This is a genomic window from Enterobacter sp. ku-bf2, assembly GCF_001742765.1.
Taxonomy (GTDB): Bacteria; Pseudomonadota; Gammaproteobacteria; order Enterobacterales; family Enterobacteriaceae; genus Enterobacter; species Enterobacter quasiroggenkampii.
Genome location: NZ_MDVW01000001.1, coordinates 599,241 through 614,704 on the forward strand (window position 1 = coordinate 599,241; position 15,464 = coordinate 614,704).

15 protein-coding genes are annotated in these 15,464 nt (G+C 59.3%); 13 read left to right on the forward strand and 2 right to left on the reverse strand.

Features of this window, described 5'->3' with window-relative positions; all coding sequences use genetic code 11:
* Position 1 precedes the first annotated feature (1 nt).
* The 13 genes from BFG58_RS02865 to dsbG all read left to right on the forward strand — a co-directional run bounded on the left by BFG58_RS02865 (position 2) and on the right by dsbG (position 13,833).
* Complete coding sequence (locus BFG58_RS02865; protein WP_069719188.1) at positions 2-892, forward strand: aminoimidazole riboside kinase; 891 nt, start codon at positions 2-4, stop codon at positions 890-892.
* Positions 893-1,064: 172 nt separating this feature from the next.
* Complete coding sequence (locus BFG58_RS02870; protein ID WP_069719189.1) at positions 1,065-2,582, forward strand: carbohydrate porin; 1,518 nt, start codon at positions 1,065-1,067, stop codon at positions 2,580-2,582.
* A 66-nt stretch (positions 2,583-2,648) separates the two neighbouring features.
* Positions 2,649-4,019 (forward strand): sucrose-specific PTS transporter subunit IIBC, encoded by a 1,371-nt coding sequence (locus tag BFG58_RS02875; RefSeq protein WP_023619263.1) that lies wholly within the window; start codon positions 2,649-2,651, stop codon positions 4,017-4,019.
* Positions 4,019-5,425 (forward strand): sucrose-6-phosphate hydrolase, encoded by a 1,407-nt coding sequence (locus BFG58_RS02880; protein WP_069719190.1) that lies wholly within the window; start codon positions 4,019-4,021, stop codon positions 5,423-5,425. The genes BFG58_RS02875 and BFG58_RS02880 overlap by 1 nt, the downstream gene beginning before the upstream one ends.
* 28 nt (positions 5,426-5,453) lie before the next feature.
* Positions 5,454-6,470, forward strand: a complete 1,017-nt coding sequence (locus tag BFG58_RS02885) for a LacI family DNA-binding transcriptional regulator (RefSeq protein WP_023344186.1) — start codon at positions 5,454-5,456, stop codon at positions 6,468-6,470.
* An 89-nt stretch (positions 6,471-6,559) separates the two neighbouring features.
* Positions 6,560-8,110 carry a methyl-accepting chemotaxis protein gene (locus BFG58_RS02890; RefSeq protein ID WP_024909531.1) on the forward strand — a complete coding sequence of 517 codons (1,551 nt, stop codon included), beginning with the start codon at positions 6,560-6,562 and terminating at the stop codon, positions 8,108-8,110.
* Between the two features lie 118 nt (positions 8,111-8,228).
* A complete protein-coding gene (locus tag BFG58_RS02895) occupies positions 8,229-8,747 on the forward strand; it encodes an AAA family ATPase (protein ID WP_069719191.1) in 519 nt (172 codons plus the stop codon).
* A 149-nt stretch (positions 8,748-8,896) separates the two neighbouring features.
* Positions 8,897-9,316: a hypothetical protein gene (locus BFG58_RS02900; RefSeq protein ID WP_069719192.1), complete on the forward strand. Its 420-nt coding sequence runs from the start codon at positions 8,897-8,899 to the stop codon at positions 9,314-9,316.
* Between the two features lie 5 nt (positions 9,317-9,321).
* Positions 9,322-9,882, forward strand: coding sequence for an RNA polymerase sigma factor (locus BFG58_RS02905; protein ID WP_023327516.1), 561 nt, complete (start codon positions 9,322-9,324; stop codon positions 9,880-9,882).
* A gap of 87 nt (positions 9,883-9,969) precedes the next feature.
* On the forward strand, positions 9,970-10,341 hold the full coding sequence (locus BFG58_RS02910; protein WP_069719193.1) for a hypothetical protein: 372 nt from the start codon (positions 9,970-9,972) through the stop codon (positions 10,339-10,341).
* A gap of 48 nt (positions 10,342-10,389) precedes the next feature.
* Positions 10,390-12,414, forward strand: coding sequence for a protein-disulfide reductase DsbD (locus BFG58_RS02915; protein ID WP_069719194.1), 2,025 nt, complete (start codon positions 10,390-10,392; stop codon positions 12,412-12,414).
* A 7-nt stretch (positions 12,415-12,421) separates the two neighbouring features.
* Positions 12,422-13,033: a DsbA family protein gene (locus tag BFG58_RS02920; protein ID WP_063435440.1), complete on the forward strand. Its 612-nt coding sequence runs from the start codon at positions 12,422-12,424 to the stop codon at positions 13,031-13,033.
* 41 nt (positions 13,034-13,074) lie between these two features.
* Positions 13,075-13,833, forward strand: coding sequence for a thiol:disulfide interchange protein DsbG (gene dsbG / locus BFG58_RS02925; protein ID WP_069719195.1), 759 nt, complete (start codon positions 13,075-13,077; stop codon positions 13,831-13,833).
* A gap of 39 nt (positions 13,834-13,872) precedes the next feature.
* Here the strand turns inward: dsbG and BFG58_RS02930 are convergent, their stop codons facing one another.
* Together BFG58_RS02930 and BFG58_RS02935 are read right to left on the reverse strand one after the other, a co-directional pair.
* Positions 13,873-15,165 (reverse strand): glycoside hydrolase family 10 protein, encoded by a 1,293-nt coding sequence (locus BFG58_RS02930; protein WP_069719196.1) that lies wholly within the window; start codon positions 15,163-15,165, stop codon positions 13,873-13,875.
* Between the two features lie 7 nt (positions 15,166-15,172).
* Positions 15,173-15,460: a VF530 family DNA-binding protein gene (locus BFG58_RS02935; protein WP_045415848.1), complete on the reverse strand. Its 288-nt coding sequence runs from the start codon at positions 15,458-15,460 to the stop codon at positions 15,173-15,175.
* Positions 15,461-15,464 lie beyond the last annotated feature (4 nt).

A 15,464-nucleotide genomic window follows, 5' to 3' on the forward strand; every position in this document is an offset into this window, starting at 1 on the left:
CATGAAGAAAATCTGGGTACTTGGCGATGCGGTAGTGGATTTGCTGCCCGATGGAGAAGGTCGATTACTGCGGTGTCCCGGCGGCGCGCCGGCGAACGTCGCGGTCGGTATTGCCCGACTGGGCGGCCAGAGCGCCTTTATCGGCAGGGTTGGCGACGATCCTTTCGGGCGCTTTATGGCGAAAACGCTCGCTGACGAGCGGGTTAACGTGACGTGGATGCGCCTTGATCCGGCGCACCGCACCTCAACGGTGGTGGTCGATTTGGACGACCACGGCGAGCGATCGTTTACCTTCATGGTGCGCCCGAGCGCCGATCTGTTTCTCGAACCCGCCGACCTGCCGTCGTTCAGCGCCGGGGAGTGGCTGCACGTCTGCTCCATCGCCTTAAGCGCCGAGCCGAGCCGTACTGCGACCTTTCAGGCGATGGCCGCCATTCGGGAGGCGGGCGGTTACGTCAGTTTCGACCCCAATATTCGCCCGGATCTCTGGCCGGATGAGAACGCACTTCACCGCTGTCTTGAACAGGCGCTGCAAAGCGCTGACGTGGTGAAACTCTCGGTAGAAGAACTGGCCTTTTTCACTGGCAGCGCGGAGGTCAACGGCGGTCTGGAGGTGCTGATGCAGCGCTGCCCGGCGCGTCTGGTGCTGGTTACCCAGGGAAAAGCGGGCGTAACCGCGTGGCATGAAGGTACCGTAAAACACTACCCGGCAACGCCTGTGCAGTGCGTCGATACGACCGGTGCGGGCGATGCCTTTGTGGCGGGGCTGCTCTACGGGCTGGCCGCCGGACAGGACCTGACGCCGGTTATCGCGCTCGCCCAGCGCTGCGGCGCGCTGGCCACCACGGCCAAAGGGGCGATGACCGCGTTGCCCTGGCAGCACGATCTGTAATTTCTCCTCTCCTGGCCGCCATCCGGCGGCCTGAATTGTCGCCTCGATCACACTTACTAAATCGGTTTAGCAAAAAAGATTGCCGATCCAAAATTCACAGGCTTAGTATCAGCAACCTAAACCGGTTTAGCAATTTAGCACGTTTAATGACTTCTTTTAGGGATGCGACAAAATGTATAAAAAACGCAGACTTGCCGTGATGATAGGCATGCTGGCCGGAAGTACCTCTGTTTTTGCCCAGACGGATATGTCCAGTATTGAAGCGCGCCTTGCCGCGATGGAGCAGCGCCTTCAGGACGCGGAGACGCGCGCGCAGGTGGCTGAGAAACGCGCCGCGGCAGCAGAACAAAAAACGCAGCAGCTGGTTGCCGCTCAGCGGCAGGCGCAAACGACGACCCAGGAGGTGGCGCAGCGCACCAGCGCGCTGGAGAAAAAGGCGGATCAGACCGGCGGGTTTGAGTTCCACGGCTATGCCCGCTCTGGCCTGCTGATGAACGATGCGGCCTCCAGCAGCAAAAGCGGCCCTTACCTGACGCCAGCCGGTGAAACCGGCGGTGCGGTGGGGCGTCTGGGTAACGAAGCCGACACCTACGTCGAGCTGAACCTCGAGCACAAGCAAACCCTGGATAACGGGGCGACCACGCGCTTCAAGGCGATGCTGGCCGACGGTCAGAGAACCTATAACGACTGGTCAGCCGATACCAGCGACCTCAATATTCGCCAGGCCTTCGCAGAGCTGGGCAACCTGCCTGATTTTACCGGCGCGCTGAAGGGCAGTACCTTCTGGGCGGGTAAACGCTTCGACCGCGACAACTTTGACATCCACTGGCTGGATTCCGACGTGGTGTTCCTGGCCGGTACCGGCGGCGGCGTTTATGACGTGAAATGGAACGATTCGCTGCGCAGCAACTTCTCCATTTATGGCCGCAACTTCGGCAGCGTTGAGCAGACCGACAATAACGTTCAGAACTATATCCTCAGCATGAACCACTTCGCCGGCCCGTTCCAGTTGATGGTAAGCGGCCTGCGGGCGAAGGATAACGACGACCGTAAAGACACTAACGGCGATCTCATCAAAACGGATGCCGCCAATCACGGCGTTCATGCTCTGGTGGGCTTGCATAATGACAGCTTCTACGGCCTGCGCGAAGGGACCGCCAAAACGGCGCTGCTGTATGGTCACGGGCTGGGTGCGGAGGTGAAAAGCATCGGCTCCGATGGCGCCTTGCTGTCAGAGGCGGATACCTGGCGCTTCGCAAGTTACGGTGTCACGCCAATCGGGGGTGGCTGGAGCGTTGCGCCCGCCGTTCTGGCACAGAGCAGTAAAGATCGCTACGTCAAGGGCGATAGCTATGAGTGGGTAACGCTCAACACCCGCCTGATCAAAGAGGTCACCCAGAATTTCGCGCTGGCGTTTGAGGGCAGCTATCAGTACATGGATTTAAACCCGGAAGGCTATAAGGATCGCAACGCCGTGAACGGCAGTTTCTACAAGCTGACCTTTGCGCCGACCTTAAAAGCGAGCAAAATCGGCGATTTCTTCAGCCGTCCTGAACTGCGCCTGTTTGCCACCTGGATGGACTGGAGCAGCAAACTGGATCATTACGCCAGCGATGATGCCTTTGGCAGCAGCGGCTTCAACGCTGGCGGGGAATGGAACTTTGGGGTCCAGATGGAAACCTGGTTTTAACCCATCACGCTCCCGCCTGGCGGGAGCGTTTCGCACATCATAAAAAGAAGTCAGGCAGAGGTATCTATGGATTTTAATCAAATCGCCCGCGAGCTTATTCCGCTGCTCGGTGGCAAGGAAAATATCGCCAGCGCGGCGCACTGCGCAACGCGTCTTCGTCTGGTGCTGGTCGATGACGCGCTGGCGGATCAGCAGGCTATCGGCAAGGTCGACGGCGTGAAAGGCTGCTTCCGCAACGCCGGGCAGATGCAGGTGATTTTTGGCACGGGCGTGGTCAACAAGGTGTACGCCGCCTTTATTCAGGCGGCGGGGATTAGCGAATCCAGTAAATCTGAGGCTGCGGATCTGGCGGCGCGCAAGCTGAACCCGTTCCAGCGCATTGCCCGTCTGCTCTCCAACATCTTTGTGCCGATCATCCCCGCGATTGTGGCGTCCGGTCTGCTGATGGGCCTGCTCGGCATGGTGAAAACCTACGGCTGGGTCAATGCGGATAACGCCATCTACATCATGCTGGACATGTGCAGCTCGGCGGCGTTTATCATTCTGCCTATTCTGATTGGCTTTACCGCCGCGCGCGAATTTGGCGGTAACCCGTATCTCGGCGCGACGCTGGGCGGCATTCTGACCCACCCGGCGCTGACCAACGCCTGGGGCGTGGCATCGGGCTTCCACACCATGAACTTCTTCGGTCTTGAGATCGCGATGATTGGCTATCAGGGCACGGTATTCCCGGTGCTGCTGGCCGTCTGGTTTATGAGCATCGTGGAGAAAAACCTGCGCCGCGCGATCCCGGATGCGTTAGACCTGATCCTGACGCCGTTCCTCACCGTCGTCATCTCCGGCTTTATCGCCTTGCTGATTATCGGCCCGGCGGGGCGCGCTCTGGGCGACGGTATCTCCTTTATTCTGAGCACGCTGATCGCCCACGCGGGCTGGCTCGCCGGGCTGCTGTTCGGCGGACTGTATTCGGTGATTGTGATCACCGGTATTCACCACAGCTTCCACGCGATTGAAGCCGGGCTGCTGGGCAACCCGTCGATTGGCGTTAACTTCCTGCTGCCGATCTGGGCCATGGCGAACGTGGCGCAGGGCGGCGCCTGTCTGGCGGTGTGGTTCAAAACCAAAGACGCCAAAATCAAAGCCATTACCCTGCCGTCGGCGTTCTCTGCAATGCTGGGTATCACCGAAGCGGCCATTTTTGGTATCAACCTGCGCTTCGTTAAGCCGTTTATCGCTGCGCTGATTGGCGGCGCGGTGGGCGGGGCCTGGGTGGTCTCCGTGCATGTGTACATGACCGCTGTCGGGCTGACCGCGATTCCGGGGATGGCCATCGTGCAGGCCAGCTCGCTGCTGAACTATATTATCGGCATGGTGATTGCCTTCGGCGTGGCGTTCACCGTCTCACTGCTGCTGAAATATAAAACGGATTCTGAATAATGACGTTACCTTCCCGCTGGCCTGCGATCCTGCAGGCCGTTATGACAGGTCAGCCGCGGGCGCTGGCGGACAGCCATTATCCGCAATGGCACGCCGCGCCGGTGACGGGGCTGATGAACGACCCGAACGGGTTTATCTGGTTCGCTGGCCGCTATCACCTGTTCTATCAGTGGAACCCGCTGGACTGCGAGCATCGCTTTAAGTGCTGGGGGCACTGGAGCTCTGCAGACCTGGTGCACTGGCGGCATGAGCCCCTGGCACTGATGCCCGACGAAGCGTATGACCGCAACGGCTGCTACTCCGGTAGCGCCGTCGATAACGAGGGCGTTTTGACCCTGTGCTACACCGGCAACGTCAAGTTCGATGACGGCAGCCGCACCGCCTGGCAGTGCCTGGCCGTGAAGCAACCGGACGGGACCTTCAGGAAGCTGGGGCCGGTGCTGGCGCTGCCGGAAGGCTACACCGGCCACGTGCGCGACCCGAAGGTGTGGCAGCACGAGGGGATGTGGTACATGGTGCTCGGCGCGCAGGATGTGCAGAAGCGCGGCAAGGTGCTGCTGTTTAAATCAGCCGATTTGCACGCCTGGACATCCTGCGGGGAGATCGCCGGTCACGGGGTTAACGGCCTGACGGACGCGGGTTATATGTGGGAGTGTCCGGACCTGTTCGCCCTCGACGGGACACATGTCCTGATCTGCTGCCCGCAGGGGCTGGCGCGCGAGCCGCATCGCTACCTCAATACCTATCCGGCCACCTGGATGAGCGGGGCGTTTGATTACGCCAGCGCCGCATTCGATCACGGCGAGCTGCACGAGCTTGACGCGGGCTTTGAATTTTACGCCCCACAAACCACGCTGGCGGAAGATGGACGCCGCATCCTGATTGGCTGGATGGGCGTACCGGACGGGGAAGAGATGCTTCAGCCCACCCGGGCGCACGGCTGGATGCACCAGATGACCTGCCCGCGCGAACTACGCTATCGCGACGGCAGGCTCTGGCAGACCCCGGCGCGCGAACTGGCGGCGCTGCGTGAAGATGAGCAGCACTGGCAGGGGCGCGCCAGCGACGCGCCCGAACTGGACGCGATGCGCCTGGAGTTTGAGCTGGACGCATCGCAGTTGAACGTCGATTTTGCCGGCGCGCTGCGTCTCAAGGTCGATGAGCAGGGCGTGCGCCTGGAACGCGCGAGCCTGAAAACCGGTGAAACACTGACCCGCTACTGGCAGGGTGACGTCCGTCACTTACGCGTTCTGTGCGACCGCTCCAGCGTCGAAATCTTCATTAACCAGGGCGAAGGGGTGATGAGCAGCCGCTATTTTCCTGACCATCCGGCCCGGGTGCGATTCGAAGGTGCGTCCGATATCACATTACGCTACTGGTCGCTGCGCGCCTGCATGATAGAATGAGGGTTTTGGCAGCCGGATCTAAGTCGTTGTGAGAAAAACAAAACGCGTCACCATTAAAGACATTGCGGAGCTGGCGGGTGTGTCAAAAGCCACCGCCAGCCTGGTCCTGAACGGTCGCAGCAAAGAGCTACGCGTGGCGGAAGAGACGCGCGAGCGCGTGCTGGCAATTGCAAAAGAGCACCACTATCAGCCCAGCATTCACGCCCGCTCGTTGCGCGATAACCGCAGCCACACCATTGGTCTGGTGGTTCCTGAGATCACCAACTACGGTTTTGCCGTCTTTTCTCACGAGCTGGAAACGCTGTGCCGCGAGGCGGGCGTTCAGCTGCTGATCTCCTGCAGCGATGAAAACCCGGGGCAGGAGACGGTGGTGGTGAACAACATGGTGGCGCGTCAGGTGGACGGGCTGATTGTGGCCTCCAGTATGCTCAACGACGCGGACTACCATAAGCTGAGCGAGCAGCTGCCGGTGGTTCTGTTTGACCGCCACATCAACGACAGCGCGCTGCCGCTGGTGATCACCGATTCCATTACCCCGACGACCGAACTGGTGGCGGACATTGCGCGCCAGCATCCTGATGAGTTCTACTTTCTCGGCGGGCAGCCCCGTCTGTCGCCCACGCGCGACCGCCTGGAAGGCTTTAAGCAAGGGCTGCGTGAGGCCGGTGTGGCGCTGCGCCCCGAGTGGATCATTCATGGCAACTATCATCCGAGCTCCGGATACGAGATGTTTGCTGAACTCTGCGCCCGCCTGGGGCGTCCGCCGAAAGCGCTCTTCGCCGCCGCCTGCGGGCTGCTGGAAGGGGTGCTGCGCTATATGGGCCAGCATAACCTGCTGCAAAGCGATATCAGGTTAGCCAGTTTTGACGATCACTATCTCTACGATTCGCTGACGATCCCGGTGGATACCATTCGTCAGGATAACCGCCAACTGGCGTGGCACTGCTTTGATTTGATTAGCAAATTAATCGAGGGGGAGACGCCGCAGCCGTTGCAGCGCAAGCTCAATGCCACCCTGCAGCGACGCTATAAGTCAGCGAAATAGCCCGGTTCGATACTTCAATAACTTTAATTAATTTAAGTTTTGGAATGGCCGATAACCATAAGGAATAATTCTCCTTGAGGTATTGGTTTATGTCGTTGAAAAAGTCGTCCCTGATTGTCCTGTTCTCGCTGCTTTTCTTCTTTGTTGTCAGCACCGTCACCAGCGTTGGCCTCATCATTAAAAGTAATAATTCGCTGGATAACGTCAACAAAGAGATCCAGGTTGTGCTGTCCATTATTGACCCTATTAACCACAGCCGTACGCTGCGCGTGCGGGTGATGGAGTATGTGAAGATGGTGGAAGCGGGCAACGCGGCGGACGGCGCTGCAAAGCTTACCGCCGTGAAAGAGGCGCTGACCAAAGCGGATCACGCCTTTGCGGCCTTTATGGCGTCGCCGCGCCTGAGCGATGAAGCGCCGCTGGTCACTGCCTATCAGGATGCCTGGCAAAACTACCGCAACCAGGGGCTGGCGCCGCTGATCGACGCCGCCGAGGCGCACGATGTTGCCAAATTCAACGCGCTGATCCCGGAAGTCTCCCGCCTCGACCGCCAGTACGAGATCGTTCTCGACCAGGTGCTTTCCGTCCACCAGAAATACGCCAAAAGCCTGAACGAGGATGCGAGCAGTAACTTCGTCTCTGGCCTGGCGATCATTGCCGCTATCGCCAGCCTGTTTGTGGTGGTGATTGTCGCCGTCAGCCTGCTGATGAAGCGCTTTGTCTTTGCGCCAGTTAACCTGGCGCGCGAGCACTGCAGCCAGATTGCGGCAGGCAAGCTGGACATTCCGGTGCCGGTGAAGGGGAGTACAGGCAACGAAATCGACCATCTGATGGGCTCGATGGAGCAGATGCGTCAGGCGCTGCTGGCGACCATCGCCCAGGTGCGCGATGCGAGCCATACCGTAACGCACGCAGCCCAGGAGATTGCCTCCGGGAATATCGACCTGGCGTCACGCACCGAGCAGCAGGCTTCGGCGTTAACCCAGACGGCGGCCAGCATGGAAGAGCTGAGTGCGACGGTGGCGAACAATACCGATAATGTGTATCAGGCCGGAAAACTGGTGCAGGACGCGGTGAAAAATGCCCACACCGGTGAAGCGGTAACCCGTGAAGTCATCGACACGATGAATACCATTGCGGCGAACTCGAAGCGCATTGAAGACATCACCAGCGTGATTAACAGCATCGCCTTCCAGACCAACATCCTGGCGCTGAACGCGGCGGTTGAAGCGGCGCGCGCCGGTACGCAGGGACGCGGTTTTGCGGTCGTGGCCAGCGAAGTGCGCACCCTGGCGCAGAAAAGCGCGGTGGCGGCGAAAGACATCGAAAGCCTGATCGCGCAGTCGGTTTCCAGCGTGAAAAACGGTGCGGAGCTGGTCAGCCGCTCGGGCGAGGTGATTGATTCGATCATTTCGTCGGTGAATAAAGTGAATACGCTGATGGAGCAGATCTCCGTCGCCTCTGAAGAGCAGAGCCGCGGGATCAGCCAGGTTGGGCAGGCGGTGACCGAGATGGACGGCGTGACCCAGCAGAACGCCGCGCTGGTGCAGCAGTCCGCGGCGGCAGCGGCTTCGCTGGAAGAGCAGGCGCAGCAGCTTTCACGGAGTATTTCGAGTTTTAGTTTGCCGGTGCAGGCTTGATTTTATGAGGGGAGGCTCCGCAAGGAGCCTTTTTTGTACCTGGCGTAACCGTAACTGTATAATTCAGAAGGTCTCTACAGGCAGCACAAATCTAATATAACTCTCACCAGGGGAAATTATGTTAATTATTTTTAGTGGGCTACCCGGCAGCGGTAAAAGCACCGTTGCAAAAATAGTTGCTCAAAGGCTGGGAGCGGTCTACCTGCGGGTTGATACCGTTGAGCAGGCCATTCGTTCAGTTTCTGAACCCGGTCAGAAAACGGGTCCGGAGGGCTATTTTGCCCTCTATGGTTTAGCGAGTGAAAATCTTAAGCTGGGCTCCACCGTTGTGACCGATTCCGTTAATGATATTCACCTTGTGCGAGATGCTTTCCGCAATATTGCTCTGTCGTTGAATGTCCCTTTCCTGGAAGTTGAAATTGTCTGCTCAGACGAAAAAGAACATCGTTATCGCGTAGAGAACAGAATATCTGATATCCCGGGACTCACGCCTCCTGACTGGGAACGCGTAAAAAAACGTGAGTATGAACCCTGGGAGAGAGAACATCTCATCTTGGACACCGCTTTGTTATCAGCGGAAGAGTGTGCAGATAAAATCCTGGAAATAAGGAATAAGATTGCGCTTAACCGGCCTTAAACCATGAACAAGCGCCTGTAATGGCTTTCACGGGGCGTGTGAAAATACGCTCCCCGCAAAATTATTCATTCCCCCCAGCAATATTTCACTCCCTCATCCGTCTACCTCATCACAAGCCATAATCAGTTACTGTAAACGAGGTAAACACCATGAGAGATTTTGAAATGCACGGCAGAGGCCACGGGCGCGGATTTGGTCGCCACCGTATGGGCAAGGGCTTAGTCATCGGCGCGGTGATTTTCATCGTGCTCGGCCTGCTGGTGATGTCCCTGTGGAACGCCTTGCTCCCGGCGATCCTCGGCGTGAAGGCCATCGGATTCTGGCAGGCGCTGGGGATCCTGGTGCTGAGCCGCATTCTGTTTGGCGGGCTGGGTTTCCGCCCCGGGATGTTTGGCGCGCACCGCCGGATGCACGAGCGCTGGATGAACATGACGCCCGAACAGCGTGAGGCGTTTATTCAGCAGCGCCGTGAAGGGTTCGGTCGCCATGGTCGCGGCCACTGCGGCTGGCATGGCCATCGTGACGATAAGCGCGGTGAAGCCACGCCAAAAGCGCCGGAAGCAGAGTGAGCGAGATGAAAGCCGGGGAGGCGGGCGGATCCATGCTGATGTCGGCGCTCAACGCCTGCCGCGCCCGGCTGAAAGCCTTCATTCGCGGACGGACCTCCGTGCGCGATGATGCCGACGACATTTTGCAGGAAGTGACGTATCAGCTGATGAAAGTGGAGCAGCCGGTCGAAAACGTCGCCGCCTGGCTGTTCCGCGCGGCGCGTAACGAAATGACCGACCGGGCGCGTAAAAAGCGCGAGGTGTCGCTCTCCGGCTATTTTACGGGCGAAGACGACGACGGTTTCCCGGAAGACGAGCTAGCCGAAACCCTGTTCGGCGTACCGCACACGCCGGAAGAGGAGTACCTCAAGACGCTGCTGTGGGAAGAGCTGGGCCAGGCGCTGTCTGAACTTCCGCCGCCGCAGCGGGAGGCGTTTGAAAAGACCGAGCTCCACGGCTACAGCATTAAGATGCTGGCAGAGGAGACCGGCGCCAGCGAACAGGCGCTGTTATCCCGCAAGCACAAGGCGGTGCTGTTTCTCCGCACGCGGCTACGCGACGTCTATGACGCGCTGACGGGCGAATAGCGGCGGCAGACAAAACCTTACACTTCCGGCACTTGTAGATTCATCACTATCGTTTATGATCGGGGCGTCTTATCACTCTGGAATGTTATGCGCAACCGTCAGCTCCTCGGAAAATGGCTTTTGATGATCACCTGTCTCGCGATGGCGCTTTGCCTCGTGCAGCGTGCGGTGATGCTCAACCATTTTTTACAGGGACTGGATCCGCAGATTTCGCTGAGTGCAGATGCCCCGACTCAAACCAGCAACACTGAACAACCCGGCCCGTCGCCGTGTCAGCTCGGCGCGCACTCGCTGCTTTGCGCCCAGCCGCTGTTCTTCGACGGTGCATTACCGGCCATTATTATCTTCTTCGCGCTGCTGCAGCTGTTGACGCAAGGGCGGGCACTGGCTCCGGCGGAACAGCCCGTTCAGGCGCCGCCTCCCCGAATACACCTTAAAAACTGCGTTTTCCGTGAATGAAAAACATCGTCCTCACACGATAATTTTTTACTGTTCACGGAGTACAACATGGTTAACCTCTTCAGGGGATTCGTCTTCCTGTGGCTGTCCTGCATCGGCATTGTCCATGCGGCAGACACCGGCTGGCTGGTCTCCCCACAAAACGATCACGCCCGCATCCGCTTTCAGGCGGAGAGGGAACAAACGCATGTTAAAGGCCTGCTCACCGTTGAGCTAAAGCCCGGCTGGAAAACCTACTGGCGATCGCCGGGCGAGGGCGGCGTGGCGCCGAAAATCAGCTGGCCGGAAGACGTAACGGACAGCTGGTCCTGGCCGGTGCCGTCGCGCTTTGATATCTCCGGCATGACCACGCAGGGCTATCACGATAAGGTGACGATCCCGATTACGCTCGACGGAGCGAAGGGCGACACGCTCGACGGGACGCTGACGCTCTCTACGTGCAGCAACGTCTGCCTGCTGACGGACTACCCGCTGCACCTCGATTTTACCCAACCGGTGGATGAGGGCTTCCGTAGCGCCTTCGGGCAAGCGATGCGCGCCGTGCCGGGCACGTCTGGCGTATCCAAGGATCTCTCTGCCTGGCTCTCTGGCGACAAGCTGGTGATTACCGGCACCACGGACGGGAAGTGGGACAATCCGGGGATCTACTTTGACCCGCTGGAGGGTGACATTCTGCCCGGCGAGCCGGTCATTAAACATGACGGCACTACGCTTCGGGTGACGGTACCCGTGACCGACGAATGGGGCGATAAACCCGCTTCGCTGGCAGGCAAAAGGCTGTCGTTTGTGCTGACCAACGGCGATCGGGCGCAGCAAACCACCATGACCGTTGGGACAACGCCCGAAGAGACCTCCGTGCCGGACGGGACGGGAAAAATGGTGCTCTTTGCGCTGCTGGGCGGGCTGATCCTGAACCTGATGCCCTGCGTGCTGCCGGTGATGGGCATGAAGCTTAACAGCATCTTGCTGGCGGGATCGAACAGCCGCGCCATCAGGCTGCGCTTTCTGGCCACCAGCGCCGGGATCCTCACCTCCTTTATGCTGCTGGCCGGGATGGTCACCGCGCTGAAGCTGGCCGGAGCGTCGCTGGGGTGGGGCATTCAGTTCCAGAACCCGTGGTTTATCGGCCTGATGGTCGCAGTGACCTTCCTGTTTGCGCTGAACCTGTTTGGGACGTTTGAAATGCTGCTGCCTTCTTCTGCCGCAGGACGGCTGGCGACGGCAGGGGGATCGGGGATCGGCGGCAGCTTCTGCGAAGGAATGTTCGCCACGCTGCTGGCGACGCCGTGCTCCGCGCCGTTCCTCGGTACCGCGGTCGCCTTTGCTCTTGGCGCGCCGCTGCACGCCCTGTGGCTGATCTTTCTGATGCTCGGCGTGGGCATGAGTCTGCCGTGGCTGTTCGTTGCCCTGGTACCGAAAACGGCCATGCTGCTGCCGAAACCCGGCCGCTGGATGAACACGCTCAGGGTCATCCTCGGCATGATGATGCTGGCCTCCAGCCTCTGGCTGGCGACGTTGTTGAGCGTGCATCTGGGCGAGGCGGTCAGCCAGATCGTGATGCTGGCGCTGACTGCCTCTGCGCTGGTGCTGTTCGCGCTGAAGGGGCAAAAATCTTCGCCGCTGTTCTGGCTGGTGGTCATCGCGCTGTCGGCGTTCGGCGGGTATCAGCTGCGCGGTCTGCTTAATGCGCCGTCTGACGCTCCGGCACAAAACGTTGCGCAAACCGTCCCGTGGCAGCCGCTCAGTGAAGAGGCCATTGAGCAAGCGCTGGCGCAGGGGAAGCGAGTGTTTGTGGATATCTCGGCGGACTGGTGCGTAACGTGCAAAGTTAACGAACACCGGGTGCTCAGCCAGCCGGAGATCGTTGCCGCACTGCGCCAGCCGGACGTGGTGGCCCTGCGCGGAGACTGGAGCCAGCCGTCCGCGTTTATCGCGGATTTTCTGGCAAAGCGAAACCGCTACGCCATTCCGTTTAACGCGGTGTATGGCCCCGGCCTGCCTGATGGCGAGATCCTCTCGCCGCTGCTGGACAAGCGCACCCTGGTCACCACCCTGAACAACGCAAAAGGCTAACTGTGTCATGAAAAAATTCCTTATTACGCTGCTGCTCCTGCTGGCCCCGCTTCAGGTATTTGCCGCCCAGCCGCTGACGCCGGACCAGGAGCAGCGCGCGCAGAAGATGATCGCTGATTTCCTGTTTAACGATCCAAACTCCCCGCGCATCGGCGCGAAAAACCCAAAGCTCACCCTGGTGGTGTTTACTGACTACAACTGCCCGTACTGTAAAAAATTCGATCCGTACCTGGAGAAGATTGTCGAAAAACATCCGGACGTGGCGGTGGTCTTTAAGTTTTTACCTTTCCGCTCGGAAAGTTCGCTGACCGCCGCACGAGACGCGTTAACCGTCTGGCGTGCGCATCCTGAGCAGTTTATGAAGCTGAACCACACCCTGATGGCGAAAAAGGGGTACCACGATGACGCCAGCATTCAGGAGGCGCAAAAGCGGGCGGGCGTGAGCGTGACGACGCCGGACGAGGAGAGTTTTCTGACGATCAGGCGCAGCCTCATCGTCGCGGAAAAAATGGGGATCCAGGGCACGCCCGCCACGCTTATCGGCGAGGGGCTGCTTCCCGGCTGGGTACCGTTCGAACAATTCGACGAAATGGTCAGTGAAGCACTGAAAAACCGCTAACCTGAAGGGGGCGAAATGCCCCCGACAAACCGGAGAGGGAAATGAAAAAATTACTGTTACTTTCGGCGCTGGCGACGTCAGGGCTGGTACAGGCGGCTGAAGCCATACCGGATGTGGTGAAGCACTTCAGCGAGCAGCAGAACATCAAAATCATCAAGAAGCTGGATGCGCCGGGCGGGGCGCCAGCCTGGCTGGGGCAGTATCAGGATATGGGCGTGACGCTCTTTCTTACGCCGGACGGCAAGCACGTGATCTCAGGTTATCTTTATGATGAAAAAGGGAAGAACCTCAGCGAGGGCTATTTCCAGAAAGAGATCTACGCCCCAATGGGACGTGAAATGTGGAAGAACCTGAATGCGGCGCATCCCCTGAAAGAAGGGGCGGATAACGCCCCGCGTAAGGTCTTTGTCTTTGCCGATCCGTTCTGTCCGTACTGCAAGCAGTTCTGGGCCGAAGCGCAGCCGTGGGTCAAGGCCGGTAAGGTTCAGCTCAATACGCTGCTGGTGGCGTTCCTCAACCCCAACAGCGGACGCAACGCCGCCGCCATTCTGAATGCGAAAGATCCGGTTGCGGCCTGGCGCGAATACGAGCTCTCCGGCGGCAAAAAACTGCCCAAGCCTGAAGGCGAGGCTTCACGCGAAACGGTAGCGATACTGCAGAAGCACCAGGCGCTGATGGACAGCCTGGGCGCTAACGCCACGCCGGCTATTTATTATCTGAATGCGGAAAACGAGCTGCAGCAGGTGGTGGGTATGCCGGATGCGCAGCAGCTCGAGGCGATGTTCGGGCCGAAGCCGTAAAAAAACAGGCAGAAACGGGCGTTTCTGCCTGACCGTTACTTAGCTACCCCAGCGTCCCCGGAGATAGTTTACCGCCTGCTGGGTCTGCGGCTGGTTCAGGTAATCTTCCCGGAACAGGATGGTGCCGTTGACGTTGGGCAGCGAATCGTTGAGATCGAGCTGCTTTTTCAACTCCGGCACGCCGCCCTGAACCGTCCAGTCCGGCTCGTTTCTCGACGGTTCGCCCACCTTATAGAACGCAATGCCGATATACAGGCGCGTGTGGGTCGGCTTCACGACGTCGGCCCACCATCTGGTCAGCACGTCGTAGCGCGCGGCATCCCGGGAGAAGGGCCAGTAAATCTGCGGCGCGATGTAGTCCAGCAGGCCCTGCTGCACCCACTGGCGCGTATCGGCGAAGGATTCATCATAGGCCGCGGCGCCCCGTGTGTCGGAGCCTGCCGGGTCAAAGGAGCGGTTACGCCATACCCCCGCCGGGCTGACGCCAAACTCAACGTCGGGCTTTGTCTGCTTGATCGCGCGGGAGACCTGGACGATCAGCTGCTGCGTGTTGTGCCTTCGCCAGTCGGCTTTTGAGGCAAAACCCTGGCCGTACTGCCGCCAGGTCTGTGAATCATTCAGCGCGGAGCCCGGCGATTCGGCATAGAAGTAATCATCAAACTGCACGCCGTCTACCGGGTAGTTCGCCACCACTTCGGTCACCACTTTGGTTATCCAGTCCCGCACCTCGGGAATTCCCGGGTCAAGCACAAAGCGGTCGCCTGAGATGCGCACCCACTCCGGATGCTGAACATAGACGCTGGACGGGGTCTGATAGGCGGTCCGGTTCAGGGCGGCGATGGTGGACGGTTTGGTGTTGGTCGACACGCGATAGGGGTTAAACCAGGCATGGACTTTCATGCCGCGCTTGTGCGCTTCATCGAGCATAAACTGCAGCGGGTCGTATCCCGGATATTCCCCGATGTTGCCCGTCAGCATATCCGACCACGGGAGAATCTTTGATGACCAGAGGGCCGTGCTGTCCGGCTTCACCTGGAAAAAGACCGTGTTGATGCCGAGGTGCTTAAGGTTGTCGAGCTTTGCGATCAGCGCCTGCTTTTGCATCGCGATGCGCTGGTCCGCGCTGCGGCCATTCACCGAGGCCACCGGGGGCCAGTCGAGACGCGAGACGGTCGCCAGCCAGATGCCGCGCATCGGCTGGTTTGCCTGCGGCGTCGGTTTGCTGACGGTGGGGAGAGGGGTAACCAGCGATTTCGGTGGTTTTGAGGAGCAGCTCACAAGTAAAAGCGCGCAGGCAGCCAGCGCACCGATCCGTTTTACGTGTCGCGTCATTTGCGTATTAGCTCTTGATAATCCGACTGTTGGCCCAGGGATTAAAGGCGGGCGCCGCCTGCGCTGTATTTCCCTCATCGTTGAGAGAGTCCAGATACAGGGCTTCCACTTCCGCGCGCGCCCATGGGGTGCGGCGCAGAAATTTCAGGCTCGATTTAACGCTGGGGTCTTTTCTGAAACAGTTAATTTTGATGCGGTCGCCCAACTCGCTCCAGCCATATTTCGCCACCAGGGCGTTGACCATCATCTCCAGCGTTACGCCATGCAAAGGATCTTTGGAAATATGTGCAGTCATAGGC